The 23,039-nt window shown below is 50.8% G+C and carries 21 protein-coding genes and 1 tRNA gene; 12 read left to right on the forward strand and 10 right to left on the reverse strand.

Going from position 1 to position 23,039, the window contains the following annotated elements:
- Positions 1 to 24 precede the first annotated feature (24 nt).
- Genes Q8P05_01545 through Q8P05_01555 form a run of 3 tightly spaced genes read left to right on the forward strand, consistent with a single transcriptional unit; the run spans position 25 to position 4,426 of the window.
- Positions 25 to 1,944 carry an ATP-dependent DNA helicase gene (locus tag Q8P05_01545; protein MDP2666168.1) on the forward strand — a complete coding sequence of 640 codons (1,920 nt, stop codon included), beginning with the start codon at positions 25 to 27 and terminating at the stop codon, positions 1,942 to 1,944.
- A gap of 24 nt (positions 1,945 to 1,968) precedes the next feature.
- Entirely contained in the window at positions 1,969 to 2,742 is a 774-nt protein-coding gene (locus Q8P05_01550; GenBank protein ID MDP2666169.1) for a hypothetical protein, read from the forward strand.
- Positions 2,743 to 2,785: 43 nt separating this feature from the next.
- Positions 2,786 to 4,426, forward strand: coding sequence for a hypothetical protein (locus Q8P05_01555; protein MDP2666170.1), 1,641 nt, complete (start codon positions 2,786 to 2,788; stop codon positions 4,424 to 4,426).
- 93 nt (positions 4,427 to 4,519) lie between these two features.
- On the opposite strand, the gene Q8P05_01560 is transcribed toward Q8P05_01555, so the two are convergent.
- Genes Q8P05_01560 through Q8P05_01570 form a run of 3 tightly spaced genes read right to left on the reverse strand, consistent with a single transcriptional unit; the run spans position 4,520 to position 8,616 of the window.
- Positions 4,520 to 6,268, reverse strand: a complete 1,749-nt coding sequence (locus Q8P05_01560; GenBank protein ID MDP2666171.1) for a hypothetical protein — start codon at positions 6,266 to 6,268, stop codon at positions 4,520 to 4,522.
- Complete coding sequence (locus tag Q8P05_01565; GenBank protein MDP2666172.1) at positions 6,246 to 8,084, reverse strand: hypothetical protein; 1,839 nt, start codon at positions 8,082 to 8,084, stop codon at positions 6,246 to 6,248. Before Q8P05_01565 ends, Q8P05_01560 begins: the two co-directional genes overlap by 23 nt.
- Positions 8,085 to 8,088: 4 nt before the next feature.
- Positions 8,089 to 8,616 (reverse strand): hypothetical protein, encoded by a 528-nt coding sequence (locus tag Q8P05_01570; GenBank protein MDP2666173.1) that lies wholly within the window; start codon positions 8,614 to 8,616, stop codon positions 8,089 to 8,091.
- Positions 8,617 to 8,715: 99 nt separating this feature from the next.
- Between Q8P05_01570 and Q8P05_01575 the strand changes: the two genes are divergently transcribed.
- Positions 8,716 to 9,165: a YbaK/EbsC family protein gene (locus Q8P05_01575; protein MDP2666174.1), complete on the forward strand. Its 450-nt coding sequence runs from the start codon at positions 8,716 to 8,718 to the stop codon at positions 9,163 to 9,165.
- Between the two features lie 140 nt (positions 9,166 to 9,305).
- Here the strand turns inward: Q8P05_01575 and Q8P05_01580 are convergent, their stop codons facing one another.
- From Q8P05_01580 to Q8P05_01590, 3 genes are all read right to left on the reverse strand, one after another.
- Positions 9,306 to 9,668: a hypothetical protein gene (locus Q8P05_01580; protein ID MDP2666175.1), complete on the reverse strand. Its 363-nt coding sequence runs from the start codon at positions 9,666 to 9,668 to the stop codon at positions 9,306 to 9,308.
- Positions 9,669 to 9,841: 173 nt separating this feature from the next.
- Positions 9,842 to 10,018, reverse strand: a complete 177-nt coding sequence (locus Q8P05_01585; GenBank protein ID MDP2666176.1) for a hypothetical protein — start codon at positions 10,016 to 10,018, stop codon at positions 9,842 to 9,844.
- Positions 10,019 to 10,266: 248 nt separating this feature from the next.
- Complete coding sequence (locus tag Q8P05_01590) at positions 10,267 to 13,422, reverse strand: hypothetical protein (protein ID MDP2666177.1); 3,156 nt, start codon at positions 13,420 to 13,422, stop codon at positions 10,267 to 10,269.
- Positions 13,423 to 13,683: 261 nt separating this feature from the next.
- Between Q8P05_01590 and Q8P05_01595 the strand changes: the two genes are divergently transcribed.
- Both Q8P05_01595 and Q8P05_01600 read left to right on the forward strand, forming a co-directional pair.
- Entirely contained in the window at positions 13,684 to 14,472 is a 789-nt protein-coding gene (locus Q8P05_01595; protein ID MDP2666178.1) for a class I SAM-dependent methyltransferase, read from the forward strand.
- Between the two features lie 271 nt (positions 14,473 to 14,743).
- Complete coding sequence (locus tag Q8P05_01600; GenBank protein ID MDP2666179.1) at positions 14,744 to 15,151, forward strand: hypothetical protein; 408 nt, start codon at positions 14,744 to 14,746, stop codon at positions 15,149 to 15,151.
- A gap of 36 nt (positions 15,152 to 15,187) precedes the next feature.
- On the opposite strand, the gene Q8P05_01605 is transcribed toward Q8P05_01600, so the two are convergent.
- Positions 15,188 to 15,682 carry a hypothetical protein gene (locus tag Q8P05_01605; protein MDP2666180.1) on the reverse strand — a complete coding sequence of 165 codons (495 nt, stop codon included), beginning with the start codon at positions 15,680 to 15,682 and terminating at the stop codon, positions 15,188 to 15,190.
- A 151-nt stretch (positions 15,683 to 15,833) separates the two neighbouring features.
- On the opposite strand from Q8P05_01605, the gene Q8P05_01610 reads away from it, so the two are divergent.
- Entirely contained in the window at positions 15,834 to 16,805 is a 972-nt protein-coding gene (locus tag Q8P05_01610; GenBank protein MDP2666181.1) for a hypothetical protein, read from the forward strand.
- Positions 16,806 to 16,834: 29 nt separating this feature from the next.
- Here the strand turns inward: Q8P05_01610 and Q8P05_01615 are convergent, their stop codons facing one another.
- Complete coding sequence (locus Q8P05_01615; GenBank protein ID MDP2666182.1) at positions 16,835 to 17,413, reverse strand: RIO1 family regulatory kinase/ATPase; 579 nt, start codon at positions 17,411 to 17,413, stop codon at positions 16,835 to 16,837.
- Positions 17,414 to 17,604: 191 nt separating this feature from the next.
- On the opposite strand from Q8P05_01615, the gene thsA reads away from it, so the two are divergent.
- A complete protein-coding gene (gene thsA, locus Q8P05_01620) occupies positions 17,605 to 19,245 on the forward strand; it encodes a thermosome subunit alpha (protein ID MDP2666183.1) in 1,641 nt (546 codons plus the stop codon).
- Positions 19,246 to 19,313: 68 nt separating this feature from the next.
- On the opposite strand, the gene Q8P05_01625 is transcribed toward thsA, so the two are convergent.
- Positions 19,314 to 19,745 (reverse strand): hypothetical protein, encoded by a 432-nt coding sequence (locus Q8P05_01625; protein ID MDP2666184.1) that lies wholly within the window; start codon positions 19,743 to 19,745, stop codon positions 19,314 to 19,316.
- Positions 19,746 to 20,098: 353 nt separating this feature from the next.
- Here Q8P05_01625 and Q8P05_01630 point away from each other — a divergent pair.
- The 3 genes from Q8P05_01630 to Q8P05_01640 all read left to right on the forward strand — a co-directional run bounded on the left by Q8P05_01630 (position 20,099) and on the right by Q8P05_01640 (position 21,251).
- Positions 20,099 to 20,172: transfer RNA gene (locus Q8P05_01630), tRNA-OTHER, on the forward strand.
- Between the two features lie 37 nt (positions 20,173 to 20,209).
- Positions 20,210 to 20,944: an HD domain-containing protein gene (locus Q8P05_01635; GenBank protein ID MDP2666185.1), complete on the forward strand. Its 735-nt coding sequence runs from the start codon at positions 20,210 to 20,212 to the stop codon at positions 20,942 to 20,944.
- A gap of 190 nt (positions 20,945 to 21,134) precedes the next feature.
- On the forward strand, positions 21,135 to 21,251 hold the full coding sequence (locus Q8P05_01640) for a hypothetical protein (GenBank protein ID MDP2666186.1): 117 nt from the start codon (positions 21,135 to 21,137) through the stop codon (positions 21,249 to 21,251).
- 67 nt (positions 21,252 to 21,318) lie between these two features.
- On the opposite strand, the gene Q8P05_01645 is transcribed toward Q8P05_01640, so the two are convergent.
- Positions 21,319 to 22,158, reverse strand: coding sequence for a haloacid dehalogenase-like hydrolase (locus tag Q8P05_01645; protein MDP2666187.1), 840 nt, complete (start codon positions 22,156 to 22,158; stop codon positions 21,319 to 21,321).
- 80 nt (positions 22,159 to 22,238) lie between these two features.
- On the opposite strand from Q8P05_01645, the gene Q8P05_01650 reads away from it, so the two are divergent.
- Entirely contained in the window at positions 22,239 to 22,874 is a 636-nt protein-coding gene (locus tag Q8P05_01650; protein MDP2666188.1) for an HD domain-containing protein, read from the forward strand.
- The last annotated feature ends 165 nt before the right edge of the window (positions 22,875 to 23,039 follow it).

The raw sequence follows: 23,039 nt of genomic DNA on the forward strand, positions 1-23,039 counted from the left end.
AACAGCGTTATAATCCTGTTTCCCGTGGTTCCTCCCACCATGCTCTCCTCCACCCTTCCTTTCCGGTTTGACACCCCCCGCGAAGGGCAGGAACAACTCATCCGCGACGCCCACACGGCCTTCCGAGAAAGGAAAATATTCCTGGCGCACGCCGAAACCGGGTTGGGAAAAACGGATGCCAGCCTTAGCGCCGCGCTGGAAGTCGCCTTAACCAGCGACCCCCGAAAAACCATTCTCTTCCTCACGCCTAAAAATTCCCAGCATGCCATTGCCGTGGAGGCCTTACGGGGGATCAAGGAAAAATATTCCCTCGATTTACGCGTCATTGACCTCGTGGGAAAGAAACACGTGTGTGTGGAAGAGAGTGTGATGCACAAAGAAGGGAGGGCGTTCTACGAGGCCTGCGCTAAAAAGAAGGAGATGGAGGGTTGCGGGTTCTTTGCGAATGCCCGAGGGTACAACCCCCTACAGCGGGAGAAAGCAGGGCTGTACCGGAAGGCCTTCCAGGAACAAGTCCAAGGGGTGCACGCGGCCATGGCTATCAAGGAAGCGGCCGCCACCTTTTCGGTGAATGGAAACGCGTGCGGATTATGCCCGTATGAGATGTCCATGGACCTGGCCAAACGCGCGGATGTGATCATCGCGGACTATTACCATGTGTTCTCCCCCGGAGTCGCCGAGTTAGTTCTCCCCAAGCTGGGGAAGAAACCTGACAACTGCATCCTCATCGTGGATGAAGCGCACAACCTTCCCGAGCGGGTGAGGAATTTACTCTCCGCCACCCTCACCACGCGCCAGGTGCAAAAAGCCAAGGAGGAAGCCCTCTTCCTGGGGAAGGATGATCTCGCGTCCCGGCTGCAAGCCATCGACGACGCGCTTATGGCCCGCGGGAATGGTATTGAGGCCCCTGAAGCATTAGTGAACGACCAATTTTTTTCATCTATTTTTCCTGGGGAAGACCTGAATATGTTTTCTCTGGAATGCGAAGCGGGAGGCGCGGATTATTTGGAAAAATCGGGACGCGAAAACGCCGCCCTCATCCAAGTGGGGGAATTCATGGAACGCTGGGCCGCCCCATCTGAAGGAAACGCGCGCATCCTCAAGCGGCGGGGAAGCACTGATGTGTCGCTCGCGGTGAAAGCCCTGGATCCCAAACCCCTCACCCAACCGGTGCTCGAGAAGATGCACGCCTGCATGCTCATGTCAGGCACCCTGCACCCACTGGACATGTATGCGGATCTTTTGGGCATTTCACCACAACGATTAGCCACCGGATTCTACCCCTCCCCCTTTCCCAAGGAAAATCGCCTTTCCCTGATCGCCCCCATCGGCACCACCAAATACACGGCCCGCTCCGAGGAGGCGTTCGAGCACATGGCCGCGCGCCTTGGAAGCATCGTGAATGCCATCCCGGGGAACACAGTAGTATTTTTCCCATCATTCAAACTGCTCGAGAACATGGGAAACAAGCTCCGCGATTATACCCCACGCGTATTATTATTCCAGCATGAAAACATGAAGGTGCACCAGACGAATGAATTGGTGAAAAAATTCCGCCAGTATGCCCATGGGTTTGGCGGGGTGCTCCTCGCGTGTGCCAATGGAAGTTTAGCCGAAGGAATGGATTTTCCTGGAAATGAATTATTGGGCGTCGTTATCGTAGGAATCCCCCTCGCGGAGATGAATATGGAGACACGGGCGCTCGTGGACTACTATGAAAAAAAGTTCCACCGGGGTTGGCACTATGGTTACATCTTCCCCGCCATGGGAAAAGCGGTGCAGGCCGCCGGAAGGGTCATCCGCTCCCCCACGGACAAAGGGGTTATCGTCTACCTCGACACGCGCTACCTCCAGGAAAACTACAAAACCTGCCTGCCCCCCACCCAAACCTATGAGGTGACAAAATACCCGGAAGAACGGGTGAAGGGATTCTGGAAGGATTAAATATCTCCTCTCCCTCTCGCGGATATGCCACGCGCCACTAGGAAACCCTATGCCGGAACGAAAATAGGTTTTGATCGAGGCCCTGGTCGATCTGTCACTAAACCCAAGGCCCCCACCCTTGTCCCTGCACTCGGCCGCACACGTCTCTGGATCCGCCGCTGGATGCACCCTTTCAAATCCCAACGTCAAAGGGCGCGTGCCATTTTGGCCACGCAGAAGAATGACCGCCTGAAAGCTAATCCCTATGGAAAAACCGCCATCGCCCGGGCCGAAGGGAAGGTAACTCGTATCAAAGAAAAGAGAGATACGCGAGCGAGTCAATGGTCCATCGCCCACGCACGGAAAAAAACATCCATCTTACTCAAACCCTTCTGGGTCGCGCGGGTGGCCTTTCTGACCCGCCGCCACCGGCGCTTAAGCAAGCTGGCGGAGGCCATGACGGGGTATGCTCGTAATGTGAAGAAACGCTATGATTTGAAAACCAAAATAGCCATGCGCCGGAATACGACGCGCCGGGATAAGGCATTCCACTATTTGGAAACGTTCAAAGAGAAGATCCGATTGGACCTGCTCGGAAAAACAAGAACAGTGATAGCCAACATGGGAACCACTACCAAACAGAAAAAACGAATAACCCAAAATACTCGCGCCGGCACCCAATTGCTCCTGACCTTCAATCAAACGGCCTCCTTGATCGAATACGAGACCATCCTCCTTGCCATGGAACACGCCATTCAAAAAGACGATTTGACGCTCGCTGAAGGACTTTCTACCCTGCTCCTGGATATCCAGGATTGATCCAGGCCCAAAGTATATAAACCCAAAAATGCCTCCTGGGAGGATGCAACCCACCCATTGGGTCATCATCGGAATATTTCTCCTCGCGGGAGCGCTGGTGGCTATTCTCCCGGGAACAGAAGCTCAGGTCCAAACCACTTCCTCCTATTTCGCCCCTATCCCGCCGGAGGTGGAGGGAAAATTCCTTGTCACCCGCCCGGGAACGCCAATTTATGATGTCCTATTGGCTATGACCCAACCCACCTACAAGGGAGCGGGATTCTTAGGCTACACCTCTTCCGGAAAACTGTTTGCGGTTGTGCATAATGGCGAAAAGTTGATTGGCTTGGACGTGTTAACCCCCATTATTCGGCCCACTGCCTATGTTTACGAATATGCTCCCGAATCCAATACGTTCTGGGAACTCGATTGTTCACTTGGAGGAACACATGGACGAATCATACTCGTCACGGAACAAACGAAGCATGCATTTACAGGCCCAGCCACCATCACCCCCGGCATGACATTAGACACCCTCATCCAACAGAAATGCACCGATTCGGCTGGCGCCCTGGACCGGGAAGCCGAATATTCTTTCAATGAGGACCTGTATTATATCGGTGAACAATATTTCAAGGATGCCCTACCCATCGGGAATCGTATTTTCTCAGATCTTATCGCGCAAGGAAAACTTTCCACTACTCATCTCACGTCCGAATCCCTGATCGTAACCAATGCGATCATCACGGATGTCATCAAAGATGTCCCCAAAACCCTCAATTGCCCGACCCCGAAGATAATGGCGGGTGGTCAGGGCGGAATTTGGACCATTACGGCTACTTCCAATGCAGAACATACGCCAGCCAATGCTTTTTGTATTCAAGCCGATGGAAATCCCGCGTATTTGTTGGAAGTGTGGCGGTATGCCCCTTTTGAAACCAACCAGCCGCAAGTTGATTATTTCAAAGTGGGTATGCGATTGTACACCCGCACCGGAGGCCAATGGAGCAATATTTGGAGTGATGCTATTTTCACAGAACGTTATTCAATTATCGGGGGAAACCCTGTACTCGCATCCCTAGACCCCAATGTCATTCAAACGGTGCCGGTAAACCAGCCAGTCCTGGTCCAGCCTGGAAATCGTTTCGTCCGATTCGTAAATCAAGAGAGGGGGGACGTGAATATTTCATATTCCATTAATCCGACGACCGGTATTTCCATTACAAAAATAGACGCATCCGAACGATTGTCGCAAACTACGTCCAATACGGTTTTCCGTTTCAAATTCGAATCTCAAAGTGAAGCCCTAATCAGGGAAATATTGGACCTTCCGACCTATGATATCTATGGGGACCCGGAAAATAAGATGGCGGTGTACCTCCAAAAAACCAGCACCACCCGCGAATCCGAAAAAGACAAGATGATTTCTGCGACGGTTGATGGCGTTCCTCATTTCGTGACCAATAAAGACATTACTATAGGAAAATACACGCTCATCATTCAAGTAACCGGAGCGAAAGAAACCAAGATCACTGAAATAGGGATTGGGGAAAATGATTTATCCCCATTGACAGGGGCCCTAACCAGCGATATCCATATCCTCTCCCTGCTTGAGCCACTGACCCCAGACCCTTGTGGGAAGTGTGACAGTCTATTAGCCTGCTTTGCGTGCGTGAATGCCAAAGTGGTGGAAGAATACGAGTGACCCTAAAATATCCTGAATAGGCGAGGGCCCTAAAAAAAAATTATTTGGATACCCTAACACGATTTTTTTCAAATTTTATTTGTGGACGTAAATTTACCGCTTTCTCTTCTTCCGAACAATCTTTGGCCCTTTTTCTTCCTCTTCTGTGGGCAGTAGGGTTGTGCTGTCGTCGGCTTCCTTTTTTTCTTCAATCTCTTTCATGTCCGGTCCGCCTTCTTCCAGGGGACGGATGTGGTGCTGCTGGATGGTTTTGTCCACTTTCTCGTCGCGCACCCGGATACCAGAAGAAGGGGATCGGTATAGCTTTGCCCTAACAAAATCCCGCACGCGAGAGGAGAAGATGAGCACGAGGAGGATAAGCAGCAATATACCCAAGAATATGGGACCCGGGGTCAAAACGAAAAGTCCTGAAAAGGGATCCCGCTCTTCCCCTTGGAATTCAATGGGAACCCGGTCCACTTCCACGCCATCGTTAAACACCTGAAGGTCGAACGACCCGGATTCCCCTTCGGGGCGGATGACGTCAATGGTGACATTCACTCCGGATTGGAAGGGAATAGAGGTCCGGGTTGGAGATATGCGAACGTCCCATCCTTGCGGAATAGAGGTGGGAATAATGAACACATTCCCCCAGGGTGAATCCGTGGCATTGGATATGAGTATCGTTTGGGTCACGCGTTCTGTTTCTCCCGGAATGATTTTGGTTGGAATAGTTTGCACCGTGAAATGCACTTGCGCATCGAAATCCGGGGACACGATGAATAAGGATTCACTTCTCAGGCCTGGGGAATCGGATCCAAAAATAGTGATAGGAATGCTCAAACTGGATTTGGGAGGAACCCGGATGGAGGGAGACGAGACTTTAATGCGGGGAGAGGAAGTGGTAATCAGCACATCCAATTCATTCCATTCGGTGTTCTCAATGGTGATATAGGATGCCACGGTTCCCTGTTCTTCCACTTCATACAGGAGAGTGGGTAAGGCCACCAAGGCATGGGACACTTTATCCACGCGCACCAAAACAGTGCCCAGGAAAGTCGTATCTTGCGTTACCAGGTTCCGCGCGCGAAGGGAAAGGGAGTAGGTGTCGAAAGGGGTTCGGGTATCCGTGGAAACCTCAATCACGGACTGCACCCTTTCCCCGGGTTGCACGAAGCGATGCACTCCCCCCTGAATGCGGGCTTTAAAATGGACAGGTTGCTCGGTGAATTCAATACGATAATCCGTGGCCGACCCCTGGTTCACGAATGAAACACTAAACAGCTCGGTATCGTTCCGATTTAACTCGATGTCCTGTTCCGAAAACACGATTTGGGTGATGAAAGGGGCTAATGTGGAGTCAGGGGTGGTGCGGAATTCAGTAAAACCGGAAGGCATTACCTTAACCGCATACGTTTGGGGAAACGCATACCGTGCGCCCCCGATAAACGCCTCCACGAATAAGGTAATGGTGTGGTCCCCCGGAGGGGCGTTGGGGGCTGCTTTGATAGTCAGATGCCGGGTGAATGAAAAAGGACTCGTGATGGGGTGCAACTGACCATCCAATTGGAGAAAGGGGTGGGCTTGCGGGGTGAAAGAAAGAGTTACGGCTTCATCCCCCTGAATAACTATGCTCACGTCAATGGGTAACGAGGTGCCGGGCTTCAACTGGAAAGCATGGGAAGACGAGGACACATCCACGAATGCAGTGGCCTGGACTTGGGGGGCCATCATGAGGAGGAGGATTCCCACTCCCACTAATGCCACGCGGAGGGGGTGATATTTTATCCATTTGAAAAAAGATTTCATTCTTTCTCCAACCCAGAAGGAAGAAACTATTTTAGTCCGAAATGAGGAATGCATCCGGTTCCCCCCGCCCCTTCCGCACCCACACGGGTTGCGGCCCTTGGGTACGTTTCCCTAGCCAATAGATTCCCAATAATATCAGGATGAGCCCGCCCAACCAAATCCCCCGCTCTCCTACGAAGGCCACGAGGCCACTCAGGAAGCCCGTAAATCCAGCATCGGTATGGATGCGCAATGGCACCCGTTGGGTCCCGGCCTGGGAATGGAGGGCTAACTGACGCTCAACCACTCCGGTAACTGGGGAATCGGCCTCGCGGAACAAGGTTACCTCCATGGTTTTAGTTTCCAGGGGCTGAATGATGGTGGCGGCACCACGGGGAACCAAGAAGATTCCTTCACGCGCATCCCCGGGAAGGGTGAAGCGCACCTCGGAAACGGCCGTGGAATTAGGGTTATGGACGGAAATGCTGATGGTGCGGGTTTCCCCCTGTTGAAGGGAAACATCAATGGGATAACTCACGACCTGCAAGGGTTCCAACGGGGGTCCTCGGGCGGGTTCCACCATGAAGCTCAGGGGGATGGTGGCCGTCACGGATCCTTGGGCCTGAATAAAAGTGGTAACTTGACGCACGGGGGTGTCGATTTGGGCTTCTACTCCCACCAAAACGAGGAGGCTATTTCCTTTAGTGAGGATGAACTGTTGCGGGACAAACGTAACAGTGATACCAGGAATGGCATCGGCGACCATCATGGAGACGGACTGGTCTATATCCCCATCATTAACCACGAGAAGTTGGAGGAAGGCCTGTTCCCCTTTCCGAATATGGGTAAAGCCTTCTATTTGTTCCATTGTCAATCGCGAGAGGGGCAATACATCCACTTCCAATACCACCGTCTGGGAATACGTGGAAGTCATTCCCGTGATTTCCACGCGCTGGCGACCGGGTTCCACGTGTTTACCCGGGGTTAGGGCCAACTGGAGCGTCGCTTTCTGCCTCGGTCCTATTTGGACTTTCACGTTATCTGCGGCCACCACCGAAATAGGGATGAGCGTGACATCCTGGGGAACATCGGTGAGATTCTCCACCGTAATAGGTACGAAGGTGGTCTCCAATTTTGGAAGCTGTGGAACTCTAGTTGGAAGGGAAATGGAAATGGTTTTGATGACGGGCGCGGGGCAATCGCTCACGTTCACCATGAAGGGACGCTGGACCCAGATGTCATTCGTTTGAACGAATAAACGCCCCTCATAATCTCCTTCCTGGGAGGGCGCCACGTTCAATACAATGGATACGAATTCCCTTTCTCCTCCCGTGAGACGGATCTCCGGAGGGTTCACTTGAGGCATGAGCAAAGGGTGCGAGGCGGAGATATTGGCATCGACGATGCGCCCGGTGCGGTTCTGGATCTCCGCGGAAATCGTTCCCACATAGTCATTGGCGCACACGCTTTTCTCGAACGGATTCACGATCAGGAAAGGATTGCTTCCCACGTAAACGGTAAAAGGGATGCGGGTGATCTGACCTTCCGCGTCCAGGATTATTTCGGCATCATACGTGCCAGAGCGGGCATCCTCGGTGGCAATAAGCTCAACCCCAAAACGGAATTGCTCGTAGGGAGATACATTCACTCGGGTGAAGGCGGGTTTCAACTGGATGAATGGCGAAGACGTGTCCACCCGGATACGCACGTCATGAGAACGAAAATCCACATTGTCGATAACCAAAGGAACGCTCATACGGTCTCCGGAGAGCAAAGAGAAATTAGAGGGACTCTCGATGAATCCACGGAAAGGAAAGGCGTGGGCGGTTCCCGCTATTAGAATGAAGGCGAAAAGCCCAAGGATGATCCATCTAAAAAAATTGTTTGTCATGGGTTCACATCCGGTTCCGCAAGCGGAATATCAATGAAATGCCTAATACGATGACGATGAGTATGAGGAGGGCATCCACTATTTGCGCCCCGTCACCTAACGAAAGAGCAGCCAAACCGGCAAAGGGGGAAATAGGGGTATCCTCTTTGGACGCCTGAATGATGATTTCGCGTGAATCGTCCCCGGCTATTACCCGAATACGGCCGAAGTACGTATCGCCTTCCCGCAAGCCCTCATTGGGGAATAAGGAGAACTGGATGACCTTCAATTCCCTCGGGGCCACGTGGATGGAGGTAGGGTCACCTGCGAAGGCGAGTGAAAAAGGGCCATCGGCGATGAAACTAGGTTGGATGGATTCCGTCCCGGTATTGGTTACGGCAATGGGATAAGGAAAAGGCTCATTTCCCGTGAAAACAACCGTCGAGGGGGCATTGACCTCGAATCCCCGCACAAAAGTAAGGGCGAGAAAGAAGGCTAAGACGATGAGGACCAATTTCAGCTCATTAGGGATGAGGGCTTTTCTCTTGGGCATGGGAGTATTCACTTATTCATGTGAATAACTTAAATAGGTATTCTGTTCCTTATAAATGGGGTAGATTCCTTAAAAAAGCCTATTTTTCCCCTTTTGCCTATGCTCGACCTCTTTATTGCCTCCAATGACATCCTTGCCCAAATCATTCATTTCGATGAAGACGTCTCGCATTCCCACCAAGCGGCCGGGCTGGAAAAAACCTATCCTATCGTGAAGACGATTGTCTGTTATACGGGGGGAAAAGACCCTTTGATCTTGGCTATCCTCGAAGCCACCCAAAAGGTTGATTTCCAAAAAATAAAAGCCCTTCTCGGGGTCTCCGAGGTTCGGCTCGCGACCCCGGAAGAGGTGCTTAACGCGACAGGGTATGAAGTAGGTGGGGTGCCGCCCATCAGCATCTATGGCAGCCCCACTCTAATAGACCCGGGAGTATTGACGCATCCCTGGGTCGCCTGCGGGGGAGGGGACACCCACTCCCTGCTCAAGATCCAGAGCGCGGACATCCTGAAATGGGCATTCGAACCCCGCGTCGAACCTATTGCGAAATGACTTGTCTTCCGCAGAAAAATGTAGAATATCCCCGTATTTTATTGAACATTTTTATTGTACTTATTTTTCTATTAATTTTCACCAACAGATTGAATGAAACGAATTCTTGCCTGCTGGGATGTAGAAAAGCAATCCGTTTCTCAACGTCCATAATATCCATAATACTGAAATGACGGGGTCGTGGTGTGAATGGGAACGGGGGCATATCCTGCCACATAGTGACCCGGATAGGACGCGCCGTACGCATAGGAAGTTCCATACGGGGCATAAGAAGGATACATATTGTACGAGGGATACGCATAGATCCGCCCGCCCCCGAGAGTGGGATAGCCCAGATGATTGTACATCGGGTACACCCAGTTACCATAGGCGGCGGGCCGGGAGTAGGCGCTCACCAGAACCTGGTTGGAATTCCAGGTATCAGTATAATAGAATCCCCAGGCCCACGCCGAGCTGGCTAGGGTGAGGAAGACGAGGACTACTATGGCGATGCGCAGGTGCATGAGTATATTCGTACGCACTAGCATTTAATTATGTAGGAAAAAGATCCATGAAAAACCGTCGATGCGAGTAAAAAAGGATAATTCTGAATGATGGACTGACCAGGAGGGCCCGGCCGCCGGGGGATTCGAAGAATCCCCCTCGTCCATCGGGGCGCACGATCGAAATCGTGCGACTAAAAGTCGAATGGCTTCACCGTCTTCCGCCCGCCCTGCGAGCAGCGTCCAATGGCGCGCTTCAACATCTCCTGAACTTGTTCATTCAACGCATCATAGGCGTCGGATGACATCATCATATCCTTTCCGCGAATAAAATCCGCGACTTTGCTCTTCACAATATAGGTTTCGGCCATATCAACCAATCCTCCCAATATATCGGCCTTGAGGCCGATTTAGGAAAGTCCTCCCCTTCAAACTATATAAAAGCACCCGCCCAGATTCTCAAAAAAGGCCGTTATTCGGCGAATTAAAGGGGTTTATTGGGATTGTCGAACTGGTATCGCCTATCTCAAAACTCAAAAAAAATGCGAGATCACCGTCGGCACGCCCATCACTCATCATGGTTCAGGAATGGGTTTCTCGTCATCCGGTGTGGATGATTTCAATCCCCTGATCGTCTATTAAACGCATTCTTTGGGGGGACGATTTTAGCATAGCCCACGTGTTCCCAATACTGGAGCATCTTCACCAAATACGTGGCGCCGATGAACCCCGCGAACTCGATGATGGCGAAAATGAACCCCATGGCAAGAGAGAGAAATAACCCAATGAACAAGGGCAATCCCATGAAGATGCCCGCGAGCACGGTGCGGATGACCCGCTCGCGCTGCTGCTGCGAAAAGGGTATCACCCCCTGCTGATGGACTTGGCGATACAGATTATCCGATCCTATTCCAGCCAGGGCGCAGAATGCGATGAAGATGGCAAACGCCATGGGCCCGGCGATGGCGATAAGATTGGAGGTAAATAGCACGAGCGCACGAATCCCGCCGAAGATGGCATCCACCACCGTCCGGGGAATGTATAGGGGGGTGCCCACAAGGACAAGGTTGCCTTCCTCATCAAAACGGAACACGCCCGAGAATATTGGTCGCTCGGATGGAGGGGGGGTGGTCACGCTCCCCCCAGGTAGGCTAAATGAAAAGGTGTGCGTGCGCTCATTTCCTAACCCATCCATGGTTTCCACCACTAATTCCCCTCCCGTGGTGGGGGTGGATAAGGGAATGGTGCAGAGAATTGAGGGTTTGTCTCCCCCGCCCTCCACGCAGGAAGACGATAACGCACTCCCCCCCATCCGCACCGTTTGAAGTTGGGGAATGGAAAAATCCGTCAAAGTGAATGAGAGCGACGTCACGGGTGATTCGATAACGCCACTCGGAAAAGGATTCACTATTTCCGGGCCAATATAATCCAGCACCACGTCTTCCAATAATTGCACGGCATTCTCGCGTCCATCCTCGCGCGCCGTAACCACTAAATCATACTTCCCTTCTTTCAGATCGGGGGAAGGGGTAAAGGGGATGGTGCATGAGTAAAGGGACCGCGTGCCCGTGCAACCTGTTTTCACCCCGCGATGATCGGCGACGGGAAAGGATGCCAATTCAAATGGGTGTCCATCTGGTGAAAAAAATGCCACCATCACATCCAATGTTCCAGCAAAGGACGAATCAAATAGGCTCATCCGGAATGAATGGGGATTAGTTCCCCCCCATGACGAATTAGGTAAAGGATCATGAACCTGCAGACTGAGGGCGCTCACATCCAAGCGGATAGGGTTGGCACTCGAATCGATGGATTCCCCACCATCGCTATCTTGTAGGCGCATCACCACATAGTATTCCCCATCCGGGGCCACGGCGCCCGAGGAGGGGGCATACAACGTTACATCCACGCGGCAGGGTTGGGAAATGGAAAAATCTGTTCCCGCACAAATCCCTAATCCCCCGGAATTCTGCCAATGGGATAAAGGGGCGTGTTCGATCAGGGGGTATGTCAGTTCCCCCGGGTTGGGAGAAAGGAAGATGGAGACATACCCCTCCTCGGAGTCCCCATCCTGGGCGAGGAAAGAGACGTTTTCATTGTATGTGGTTGTAATATCCCCGGGTCGCACCCACTGCGCGGGCGATGCGGGATGCGTGACGGTTACCCGGGGTTGAACATTGGTTTCGTCCAGGGCATCACTTGAATACAGGTAGGCAATCCCATCCCGGTGAGCGGTGAAAAAGAATGTTTCATCCCCACTTGAAGCTGTCATCCCATCTGAGAGGCCAGTGAGAATCAGGGCTTGCGCATCCGGCCCGCTGATTGAACGGGGAGAAATGACAGTATTCTGCCCATCCAAGGAAGCGAAAATACTCATGGGATTCCGATCGGAAGGCTTGCCGGTTAACAGGTGCAAGCGCGTCCGTGAATTTGGATGAGTCACCAAACCATGGATAGCTACTTCTTCCAATCCTTCCCCATATGCCTGGGCGACTCCATTCCAAATGGTGCGGGTGCAGTTGGATGCGCATTCCCATCCCACCGCATTATTTCCTTGGCGCGCGCCCATGAACCATACGCCCCCTCCAAAATCCAAAATGGGCTCGACAAAATTCCCGCTAGCTGGGAGAATCGCATGAGGGATTGTCCATTCATTGGCGGCGGGATCAAACTGCGCGAAATACAACATCGTGGACCCCACCCCTCCCGGAACGGGATAATCCACCCACCCCGCGACCAATGCCCCATCCGAGGATAATGCTAGCGTGGGCGAACGCGGATTACCATTACCTCCCCCCACTAGGATATCGGGACCATCCGATGGGGGTATCCAATTCACATGGGTGGCGGTGCAGTCCGCGAACGCGGCGCACGCATAATGAAATATTCCCTGGAGTCGCGTGACCAGGTTGGATTGTGCATCGTCGAACATCACATGCAACGCGTCCCCCCGAACCACCAGTTTAGGTTGCGAAAAGGAATAACGCCATCTCCCATTCTCGGTGGCGACAAGGGGATTTACGATACTAATGGCTTTGGACCAATCAGACCCCGAGGTGCAAGCACGGGAGGAAGGACATTGGCTGTAATAGATGGCTGACTTCCCATTAGTATTATCGACGAGGGAAAACACCAGATGACTATTTCCATTAGGCGTTCGGGCCAGGGCGGGATGACGAGGAGTAACCGAACCTAATTCTAGATTCGCAGGCAACGCATCTTTGGTAATAAGCGTTGACAGGGGAAAGGGCGGGGAGAAAGAAGCCCCTCCATCATCAGTACGACGGAGCATCGCTCCTTGAGTCGTCTCATAGGCCACAAGTAAGCTCCCGCTCCCCAAATGGATTACCTTGGATTGGCGGAAATCCTGATCCGGCAAAACCATGGTGCCCCCACTCACGAGATACTGTTCGAATCCCACCACGCGAGAAGAATTAGGAAGAGGAGCACACGTGCCGGTAGCGAGGTTACAACACGCCCCATACACGGGGGCCCACCCCAAGTGCGCGGGAGTCGCGGGGCCGCTGCAGGAAAGGATGGGGGATAACGATCCTCCCGAGGTGCAAAGCGAGGACGTCGTACGCGAGCAGGGAAGGGAATCACAGACCACTAATGTTTGGAACGCCCCCTCCTCCGGGCAAACGGCTTGGAAAGAAGTAAACCCCCCCATTGGGGAAGGAGAATCGTTAGTAAAGCTACCGGATTGGCCAAATACCCCAGGGGTTAATAGAAGAATAACGATGAGACCAAACCCCCATTTTCCCCAGCCACGCATGTCTTCACGAGGCGCGCCCGATTAAAAAAGGCTCCGGCCCGATCCGTTGGGCCGCTTTCGATCGGTCGCTCCGAACCCGGATTATTTACGATACCCCTGGAGAAATATTTGAATCCCCCTCACGAACTCGAGTAAAGAGATTCTTTTGGATTCCAATTCTCCTTGAGGTCTCAGGTGGGAATCTGAACTCATCCAAATACCTTTATCGGCACAGATCGATTATCCAGTGAATATTAAAAGGCACATCCGTCTTTTTTCTTCATGGAGAAAAAGAAACTTTGGTGGCGGATTCGAGGACTTTCAGAATTGAATGTCCGATTTGATTCTAATATCGAACGTGTTGTCGAATCTCAATTGAAAAAATCAGGTAAAATACGAATTTTAGAAATTGGATTTGGAGAAGGTCGATTGCTCCTGGATTTGCAAACCTTATTTCCTAAAAATTTGGAATTATTTGGAATTAATTTTACAAAAGAACACGGAATGCACCAGCGAAGCGATTTTGCCAAGAATGCCAAAATATTTGGATTAAAACCCATCAAAAAATTACCTAAACCATTTTTTTATGATGCGGGGCAAGGATTACATTTCAAAAATAGATCCATTGATGTTGTTCTAAGCCAGGTTGCCTTTCATTATGTCTCAGATAAAGCCCGCTTGTTAGAAGAAATTTGGAGAGTGCTCACGGTTGGCGGTATCGCTTTTGTCCACATTGAAACAGTCGGAAATGATGATACGTTGCCCGATTTTATGGAAATTTCTCACGAAACGCCCCGTTTTGTAATCTACAAAAAAGGAAAAATAGTTAAATTATCTTCGATCATTAAACAATGCCGGAAAAAAGGGTTTGATATCAAATTTATTCGTCCAAAAGGGCATGAACGAAAACCAAACCTGATAATGAGAAAGAACACCATCAAGCCATTGAAGCTGAATCTCACGTTTGACCCGATTTCAACATTCAATTTGACTAAAATAAGAGGCGAAGACAAGCACAAAACAACCGGGAACGGCTGGTGGGGAACTCGAAGCGTTTACCATACAAAATGAATGGGAATGGTAACAATTGAATGACAATACGAGACTAAATGTTAAGTTGAAAAAAAAGGATCAACCCCATCGTGGGAAGCATTAGGGGGGTGAATAGGAGAAAAAAGACCATCCCCGCTTTCCAGGGGAAAAAAACCGCTCTCTGGAAAAATAGATACTTAGGGGCCCTAATCAATAGGGTACGAAGAGGGAGGGTCTTTTGAAGGGGCACGTTGCCTTTAAAACTGGATTTACCCTATAGAAAGACTATAGACGGGGGTTGGATAATCTTATGGCCGATGACGAGACAATGGAATCAGAAACACCTACTCCTGAAGAGGCACCTTCAACGGTTCTTTCGGAAGAGGAAGGGACGATGGAGGAGAGCAAACTCCCCTTCCCCCGCGCCACCGTTACCAATATGATGCGCCAATACATGGACTCTGGAAAGCAGATCAAGGGACAAGTGAAAGACGAGATGAATATCTGGCTGGGAAAGATGGTGGAACGCATCTCCAAGAAGATGAATGCACACCCCTACACGTATGTCGATTTCGGGATGCTCCGCGAGGCCATCGACCCCTATGAAAGGATCCAGGACGTGGAACTCGAGAAGGAACACATCATCAAGCAATTGGAAGCCGTGAAAAGCCAATGCGATGTGCTCATCCGCGAAGTGGACCGGAAATTCACCCTGTGACAATCAATTTCCGGTTGGTGAGATTACCATTATCATTCAGCGGGCCGGCTCGAGTACCGGAACATTAAATCTCCCCACTTGCGGGAGGACTTTCAATCCAAAACGCGCGAGACCAAAAAACACCCATAAGGACGCGTAGTCCACCAAAAAGTCCCTCACCGAGAACGCGAGGGACGGATGAGATGCGGTCAACCAATACCCGATGTTGTGAAGCACGACCGCGACCAGGAACAAGAGAGCGAGGTTCTTCCACTCTATTTTCCGGATGTGCTTCGCCAGGAGAAAAACCCACACGAAGATGAGGGCATGCATGAGTTGATGAAAAATGTAGTCGAATACGTGGATAGGGTTCCCGAAGACAGGTATGCCGATGAAGGGTAAGTCGAGCCACATGGGTTGGCCGGCATACGAGACGCCATGGCCGAGGAAGATATAGAAGAGGATCACCTTGATGAAAATGAGAACCTGCAACGCCACATAAAAATTCCAGTGCCGCCTGAACAACGAATGATGGCGGTAGCCGACGTGCATGGGTTGCTCTTACAGGCTTGTGCTATAAAAATGGCATCCCCAATCTCTCATTAGAAAAAAGCGAAGTTTCGATCATTCTTTGTCCAAAGAATTGAGGCAGTCGAATTCTCTGCTGCCATACGTTTAATAGGATAAAGAACGAGTCTCGGTCATGGTTAAAGGTAAACCCGGTCAAAAACCAAGGTCGACTGCTACCCGCACCCGCCGCCGGTTCAATAGATTTTCACTCGGGCGAGCAGCGGTGCTCTATAAACGCGGAATGCCACGCCACCTCGTATTAGAACACTACTTCCGCACCTACGCCAAAAAATGGGGCATTCGGGACTACTTCGAAATGTATCGTTATCTTTTTGAAAAGCGCCCTGGTCCAAGTCCCAATCTTGCAGAGCTGTTCGAGGGAAAATCAGAGGACCAGATTAGAGATGCATTTATAGTTTGGCGACAAAGAAGTTTGAAGTTCTCAAATCACGCTTCAAAACAATTGAAGAAATTATATGAAGAAGCAAAAAAAGACCCAGAAAGAGCCAAAAGATTCGGAGACGCATCAAGGGCCAACCTCGAAATAGCGAGAGCAAAACATGAAAGCCTCAGAGAAACAAACCCAGAATACCGCGAAAGCGTCAGAGACAAAGCAAGAGTCACCATCGTAAATGCAAGAGCAAAAGCAAAAAGACTCAGAAAAACAGACCCAAAATACGTAGAAAGAATCAGCGACCGAACGAAAGCGCTATGGAAAGACTCCGAATGGCGTGCCAATCAGACCGAACTCATCCGATCCGGCCTTCAACGTTATTGGTCATTGGTGAGAAAAGGATTACTGACAGAATTCCGGGGACGAGGACTCATCAAATCTACTGATAATCGTGCCGAAAAAGGAGAAAAACTAATCGCTGGAACAACTAAAACCCCTCAATCGGAAGCCATAGAAAGAGAACGAAAAGAGCAAGTGGAAATAGCGATCCAAAGACTCAAACCCGAAGAAGCAGAAGCGATTACATCAACCTTTTTTGAGGGAAACGACCTGTCAACTACCGCCGAAAACATGGGGATAACCCTAACCCAGCTGAACAAAATATTAGATAATGCCTATCGAAAACTCGTCAAGGAACTGCGCAACATTTAATTTTGGAAAAAAAAACCTTGCCGGGAAGATTATACAATCCCCAGACGCTCGCGCACGCGCAATGAGTATTGGGTTTTCCCGCTTAGCAACACATGATGGAGCTTGGACACGTTGTGCGGGCGTTCTTTCCAGACGGCTTTCTCAAAATCGAGGATACACGGGCGGCCATCAGGTCGTATGAGGATGTTATGGAGCTTCCCGCCCAGTTGACCATGGTCCAATCCCATCGTGTCCAACTGATGCGCTTGCGTGAACAGATCCCGCAGAACTGGGTGCCATTCCCATTCAGGAGCGTCTCTGTCTAACCACTCCCCCAATGGAATGCCATCCACCCATTCCATGAGAAGGATACGGGAGGAAGGGTCATGCGCCCGGAGACGAGGTCCTATTCCTTTGGCATTCGCGGCCCGGAGGTTTTCAGCCTCCCGCTCCACCATTCGGGGACGCGTGGATAACGCGTGCTCGGCCTTGGCCGCCAAAAAATGGTTGTCCACCTGAACGCGCCAGATGCCCGCGCTCTTCCCGCGTGCATGAAAAAGGAATTGGGTGCCTCCTTTTTCCGCCAACCAGGCTTCCTGGGCTATGTTGAGCGTGGGCTGGAATATCATACCTTTTTTCCCTCCTATTCAGCCAAAAACCCCACTCTTAATTTAACAGCCATATCCAGCGAAAAAATTCACTTTTTAAACTATTACTGATGGTATTGGGAATAGTATGGCGCCAGGAGACCCATCAAATAGGGTTTTGGCTCCAAAATTCACGATAAAAGACGAAAAATCTTATTTGGAGGGATAGCATAATGGCAGACAATCGACAGATGAACCAACCCATGGTGTTTTTACCCGAGGGCAGCAAACGGGTGTTAGGGAGGGATGCCCAGCGCATCAATATCCTCATCGCCAAAGCCGTGGCGAACGCGGTGAAATCAACATTAGGGCCCAAGGGCATGGATAAAATGCTCGTGGATGATTTAGGGGATGTCACCATCTCCAATGATGGCGCCACCATCCTGGGGGAGATGCAAATAGACCACCCCGCCGGGAAGATGATGGTGGAAGTGGCCAAAACCCAGGACCATGAAGTGGGGGATGGAACGACCACCGCCGTTGTACTGGCTGGGGCGCTCCTGCAGAAAGCCGAAGCCATGCTGGATGATGATATCCACCCGAGCATTATTATCAATGGTTATCGAATGGCCGAGAGGAAAGCCAAAGAGATCGCTGCGAGCATCGCGGATGACATCACATTCGAGGACGCGCGCACGCTCAAGAAAATCGCCATGACATCCATGACAGGAAAGTCGGCGGAATCCGAGGCTAGCCTGTCTGATCTGGTGGTTGAAGCCGTGCGAACGGTCGCGGAGAAAGAGGAAGGAAAATATTCAATTGATTCTTCCTACGTGAAGCTCGAGAAAAAAACCGGTGGAAGTTTACATGAATCCGAATTGATCAAGGGAATCGTTCTGGACAAGGAAGTGGTTCACCCCGGCATGCCCCGGCAGATCGAGAACGCCAAGATCGCTCTCATCGATACGGCCCTCGAGATAAAAGAAACAGAGACCGATGCCAAGATCGAAATTACCTCGCCCGACCAATTGCAGGCCTTCCTGGACCAGGAAGAGGGCATGTTGAGGAAGATGGTGGAAAGCATCCAGAAGACGGGCGCTAATGTCGTGGTCTGCCAGAAGGGCATTGACGATCTAGCCCAACATTTCCTATCCAAGGAAGGTATTTTAGCCGTGCGCCGCGTGAAGCAGAGCGACCTCCAGAAGCTCGCCAAGAGCACCGGGGGAAAAATCGTCTCACGCCTCCATGACATCTCCAAAGAAGATTTAGGACACGCCAAGATCGTGCGCGAGAAAAAGATCTCGGGAGATAATATGGTTTTCGTGGAAGGATGCAAAAACCCGAAGGCCGTTACTATCCTCATCCGAGGGGGTTCCCAACATGTCGTGGACGAAGCCGAACGCGCCGTCAACGATGCATTAGGCTCGGTGAGCACCTCCATCAAAGACGGAAAAATTGTCTCAGGAGGAGGAAGCACGGAAATAGAAATCGCCATGCAGCTCAAGGAATTCGCTAAAGGAGTGGGGGGACGAGAACAGTTGGCCATCCACGCCTTCGCGGAAGCCATGGAAATAATCCCCAAGACGTTGGCGGAGACCGCGGGCATGGACTCCATCGACACACTGGTCGGGTTGCGCGCCCGGCACAAGGGGAAGGAAGGCAAGTATATGGGAGTGAATGTCTACGATGCCAAAATTGATGATATGCGCAAGCTGAATGTCATCGAACCCCTGCGCATCAAAACGCAGGCCATCACCTCCGCCTCGGAAGTGGCCCAAATGATCCTCCGCATCGACGACATCATTGCCGCCACCTCCTCGGGAAGAGGAGCCCCGCCCGGCGGAATGCCGGACATGGGCGGCATGGATATGTAAAGGCCTTTTTAGAAAAAAGGCCTGCGAAAAAAAGGAATAACCTCTTTTTTGGGGGGAGAAATTCCCCCTCAACCTTTCATTTTAAGCGTGAAAAACCCATTCTTATCGATATAATATCCCATCCCAAGGATCCATTTCCGGGTGGTGGGAAAAGGAATCCGGAGCGCGATGGATAAATCCACGACTCGAAGATCCTTTTTCCGTTGCCGTTGCTTCGCCGCCCACGCATGAAGAGACGCTACCAACCCCCCATACGTGGCATGGGCCCATATCAAATCTTCCTTCGAGAGCTTAAGTTCGTCAGCCAACCTCCATTCCGGCCAATCAAAGTGTTGGCTCGCCAGTAACCCATAATCGATCACACGGGAAGCATATTCCTTTCGGGATTTTCGGTTGAGGGGTTGGATCTTCCCGCGCACGAACAAAGCATGTTCCCTAATGCTGTCTTCCAATTCCTTTTTCCGTTGGGCCAACTTTTCTCTTGCTAATTTCATGGCCATTCGAACTTCACTCTTCGTGGCGTTTGGCCCTAGACGGGGGATTCGAACATACCTTCCGTTCTCAATGACATAGTGTTTCAACCGAAATGGCTCGGGTTTGCGAGCAGGCATCCCTGAAAAAGGGCACGTGGCTATAAAACCCATTCCTTCTCCAGCATGGTATACCAATACGGACCCGCAGCTGGCCCGTTTCGGCGGGCCGCAGCGACGGTCTACCGAGGGATTTACAATCCCTCGATAAATCAAATAAAATAACGGACCCGTAGCTCAGCCTGCACGCTTTCGCGCGTGCGGGACGAGGGACTACGTTGGGGGTTTATCAACCCCCAGTAGGCCTGAATTAGATTAGTGATGGACCCGTAGCTCAGCCTGGTAGAGCAGCGTTCTTATACAGCGAAGGTCGGAGGTTCAAATCCTCCCGGGTCCACTGCTGCCATTAAATTATCTATTTTTTACATCCTAGTATGGCCTATCTGCCAAGCAGGAAAAGAAAACGGATGCCCGGAGGTATCAATCGGAAAACGCGAAATCAGATTCGGGAAAATGAATTACATCTCAGAAAAAACCTACGCCAGAAACGGATCGCGACTCTGCTTGAAGGACGAGCAGCCAAATTATATGGCGAATTACCCTTTCACAATTGGAACCACGCCCGTTCCCGTATGAAAAAAGGAATGGCCATTGCCCGGCAATGCGTACGTGAGGGCATTCGCGTAAATTTGGAAGTAGTGAAATGGGCGCTGCTCTTCCATGATGCCGGTTACCACCACGATCACCGCAAAATTGGATATCCTACCAAAGAGGCCCACTCGGCCGCGCTTGCCCGAAAAGAAATGGAACGTCTCAACATGGATCCCATGTTGATTCGAGACGTGGAGAAAGCCATTCTCAGTACGCACCGGGATGCGCCCTTCCAAACGGTAGAAGAGAAAATCGTTCGTGCTGCTGACCTGGCGGGAATGGCTGGCCCCTACTCCGCATTCCTCCGAGATAACCGCCTACTGAAGAAAGAACAAGAGCTGATGCATGGGAATTCCATTTCATGGGAGGAATGGAAAAAACAATCTGAGGAGATAATTGGATTCTACTTGAGCCAGAATATTCAAGTGACGACCCAGTACCGGGACGCGGCTGGGAAATCAGTCTTCCATACCCGCGTTCGAGACAATCTAGCCCGAATGATGAGGGAACAGGGATGAGTGGTTTCCATCAATGGGATATCCCAGTAGCCATTTTCTTCGATCGTCTAAAGCCCTTACGACGAATTGAGTAAAGTATCCTTTTATGGTCGGAAACCCTAGTGCTGGCCTTCGCTCCGGCAATAGGCGGCGAAGGAGGTTGGTCGGAATGAAATTGAGAAGGGCTATCTGCGAAAGGGGTTGTGGCTTCATGGTACAGAGCTACAACGAAAATGAACTCCTAAAGTATGCCTTGACTCATGCCAAAAACGTGCACCACTACAGTGGGGAAAATTATCAAATCGAGCAGGTGATGCAAATCGTCTGAATGGCTACAAGACGCACGCCTGAAATAATCTTCCCCCACGCTCTTTCTCCCAATATGGACGTGGGACTTATTTTATTTCCTCTATCAATTGGTTCACGAAATAAATGGGGCCATCATGGAGGATGAGAACGTCGTATACGCGGGAAAAAGATTCCCTCAAGTCATCCACATGGTCGTTGAGAAATCCCACCTTGATTACCGTGTCGTAATCGAACTCCGCAAGCATCTTCACATCATCGAAATTATCACCTAACAGGATTACATTCCGCCGCCCCCGAATCATCCCCTCATACGGGGTGCCTTTCACCACTGCCTCACTCTTATTGAGGGAATGGATAATTTTCCCTTTATACCCCATCACCCTACCAGAATCGTCGTAGGCTAACTGATTGGCGACCACATGGATGTTGGCCCTCCACAACCCTTCCTTCTTCAACAACCCTTCGATAAAATCGGAGTTTCCTGCCGAGAGGATGAGGAGGGGAATGTTTTTCTGGTTCAGGGTGTCCAAGAATGGGCCCAAACCAGGTCGAGCGTTCAGGGGTTGCTCCCTCACAATTCGTTCCACTATTTCCCTATTTAGGCCATAATGGCTCATGCGTTTAACGTGAGTAGTCCACCACTCCAGCATTTTGGATTTCTTGGTTTGAAGGTCCAATGTCAAATCGATTTCCATCGGATGGTATTTCTCGTACAACCCATAGGCTTCTGAGACGTATTCCGGGGACAAATACTTGTACTTTCGAATAATCTCCACGAGGGAATTCCTTTTCTCCCCATTATGGAAGGCCGTGGTGAGCGTTTTATCGAAATCCGCGACCACGTGGAGTTGCCGCGCGCCTCCATGCATCAACGCTTTTTTCTTCCTCTCGAAATCAGTAGGATTTACAACTAGATCATTTTCCATCTATTATGAAGGGAGAATTCATTATTTAAAATCCATTTTAATCCATCCACGTTTAAATAGAAGGCGACTTGGTAGTAGTCATGAAAGCCCTCCCCCTTTTGTTCAAATTGATGCAGACCACGCGGTTCCAACCCCAGTACGGGTATTCGTTAGCGGAGGCATACAAGTCTGACATCAGCGATCTGGCCCAACATCATTACCTGGTCACATTCACCGCTTGGCGATTGTCACGTCTCTTACATCATGCCAATGTTTCCATCAGTGTCGAACGTGTCCTCGAAATATCGCTTATCCATGACTTGGGTGAATTATTTGGGGGAGACATCAATTTCTATTATCAGCGCGCCAATCCCGAAGCAAAAAAGCACGCGAAGGAATTCGAGGCGGCGAACAATATGTTTCTATCTCGTTTTTTTGGGGATGAGAAAGAGCAGTATCTCGCTCTTATTCAGGAGATGAAAGAGGGAAAAACGGTTGAGGCCCTCGTGGCCAAGATTTCAGACATCATCGAATGCGTGCACTACAAGAAAGTAATCCACCGGTTATCTTCCCTTGATGTGGAAGCGAATTCAGCTTATTTAGGTAAACTCATTGACGCATTACCCGAACCCCGCGCCAAGGAAGTGATGCACCGTTTTCTTGAAGGATGGAAGAAAGAAATCATTGACGATCGGGGGGCGGTGGATATCATCCAAATGCCTCCTTCCCATGATTAGTACCAAATGATTTTTATCATGGGATCCTATAGCTGACTCACCGAATTTGTCTCAAGGCGAAGCGGGAACATATCTCCAACCGGGTTCGAGCGGCCCAATGAATCCGGGGTCGACTTCTTTTGGAGGTTGAGGTGGTATGGGCGGAGCCGGAGGCCCGTATGGGGG

Source organism: Candidatus Diapherotrites archaeon (genome assembly GCA_030688545.1).
Classification (GTDB): domain Archaea; phylum Iainarchaeota; class Iainarchaeia; order Iainarchaeales; family VGJJ01; genus VGJJ01.

What these genes read in the sequence shown, in the direction of transcription:
- Q8P05_01550 (MDP2666169.1), top strand. Translation starts at nt 1,969, where the DNA reads ATGCCACGCGCCACTAGGAAACCCTATGCCGGAACGAAAATAGGTTTT.
- Q8P05_01555 (MDP2666170.1), top strand. Translation starts at nt 2,786, where the DNA reads ATGCAACCCACCCATTGGGTCATCATCGGAATATTTCTCCTCGCGGGA.
- Q8P05_01560 (MDP2666171.1), bottom strand. Translation starts at nt 6,268, where the DNA reads ATGCATTCCTCATTTCGGACTAAAATAGTTTCTTCCTTCTGGGTTGGA.
- Q8P05_01565 (MDP2666172.1), bottom strand. Translation starts at nt 8,084, where the DNA reads ATGACAAACAATTTTTTTAGATGGATCATCCTTGGGCTTTTCGCCTTC.
- Q8P05_01570 (MDP2666173.1), bottom strand. Translation starts at nt 8,616, where the DNA reads ATGCCCAAGAGAAAAGCCCTCATCCCTAATGAGCTGAAATTGGTCCTC.
- Q8P05_01575 (MDP2666174.1), top strand. Translation starts at nt 8,716, where the DNA reads ATGCTCGACCTCTTTATTGCCTCCAATGACATCCTTGCCCAAATCATT.
- Q8P05_01580 (MDP2666175.1), bottom strand. Translation starts at nt 9,668, where the DNA reads ATGCACCTGCGCATCGCCATAGTAGTCCTCGTCTTCCTCACCCTAGCC.
- Q8P05_01585 (MDP2666176.1), bottom strand. Translation starts at nt 10,018, where the DNA reads ATGGCCGAAACCTATATTGTGAAGAGCAAAGTCGCGGATTTTATTCGC.
- Q8P05_01590 (MDP2666177.1), bottom strand. Translation starts at nt 13,422, where the DNA reads ATGCGTGGCTGGGGAAAATGGGGGTTTGGTCTCATCGTTATTCTTCTA.
- Q8P05_01595 (MDP2666178.1), top strand. Translation starts at nt 13,684, where the DNA reads ATGGAGAAAAAGAAACTTTGGTGGCGGATTCGAGGACTTTCAGAATTG.
- Q8P05_01600 (MDP2666179.1), top strand. Translation starts at nt 14,744, where the DNA reads ATGGCCGATGACGAGACAATGGAATCAGAAACACCTACTCCTGAAGAG.
- Q8P05_01605 (MDP2666180.1), bottom strand. Translation starts at nt 15,682, where the DNA reads ATGCACGTCGGCTACCGCCATCATTCGTTGTTCAGGCGGCACTGGAAT.
- Q8P05_01610 (MDP2666181.1), top strand. Translation starts at nt 15,834, where the DNA reads ATGGTTAAAGGTAAACCCGGTCAAAAACCAAGGTCGACTGCTACCCGC.
- Q8P05_01615 (MDP2666182.1), bottom strand. Translation starts at nt 17,413, where the DNA reads ATGATATTCCAGCCCACGCTCAACATAGCCCAGGAAGCCTGGTTGGCG.
- thsA (MDP2666183.1), top strand. Translation starts at nt 17,605, where the DNA reads ATGGCAGACAATCGACAGATGAACCAACCCATGGTGTTTTTACCCGAG.
- Q8P05_01625 (MDP2666184.1), bottom strand. Translation starts at nt 19,745, where the DNA reads ATGGCCATGAAATTAGCAAGAGAAAAGTTGGCCCAACGGAAAAAGGAA.
- Q8P05_01635 (MDP2666185.1), top strand. Translation starts at nt 20,210, where the DNA reads ATGGCCTATCTGCCAAGCAGGAAAAGAAAACGGATGCCCGGAGGTATC.
- Q8P05_01640 (MDP2666186.1), top strand. Translation starts at nt 21,135, where the DNA reads ATGGTACAGAGCTACAACGAAAATGAACTCCTAAAGTATGCCTTGACT.
- Q8P05_01645 (MDP2666187.1), bottom strand. Translation starts at nt 22,158, where the DNA reads ATGGAAAATGATCTAGTTGTAAATCCTACTGATTTCGAGAGGAAGAAA.
- Q8P05_01650 (MDP2666188.1), top strand. Translation starts at nt 22,239, where the DNA reads ATGAAAGCCCTCCCCCTTTTGTTCAAATTGATGCAGACCACGCGGTTC.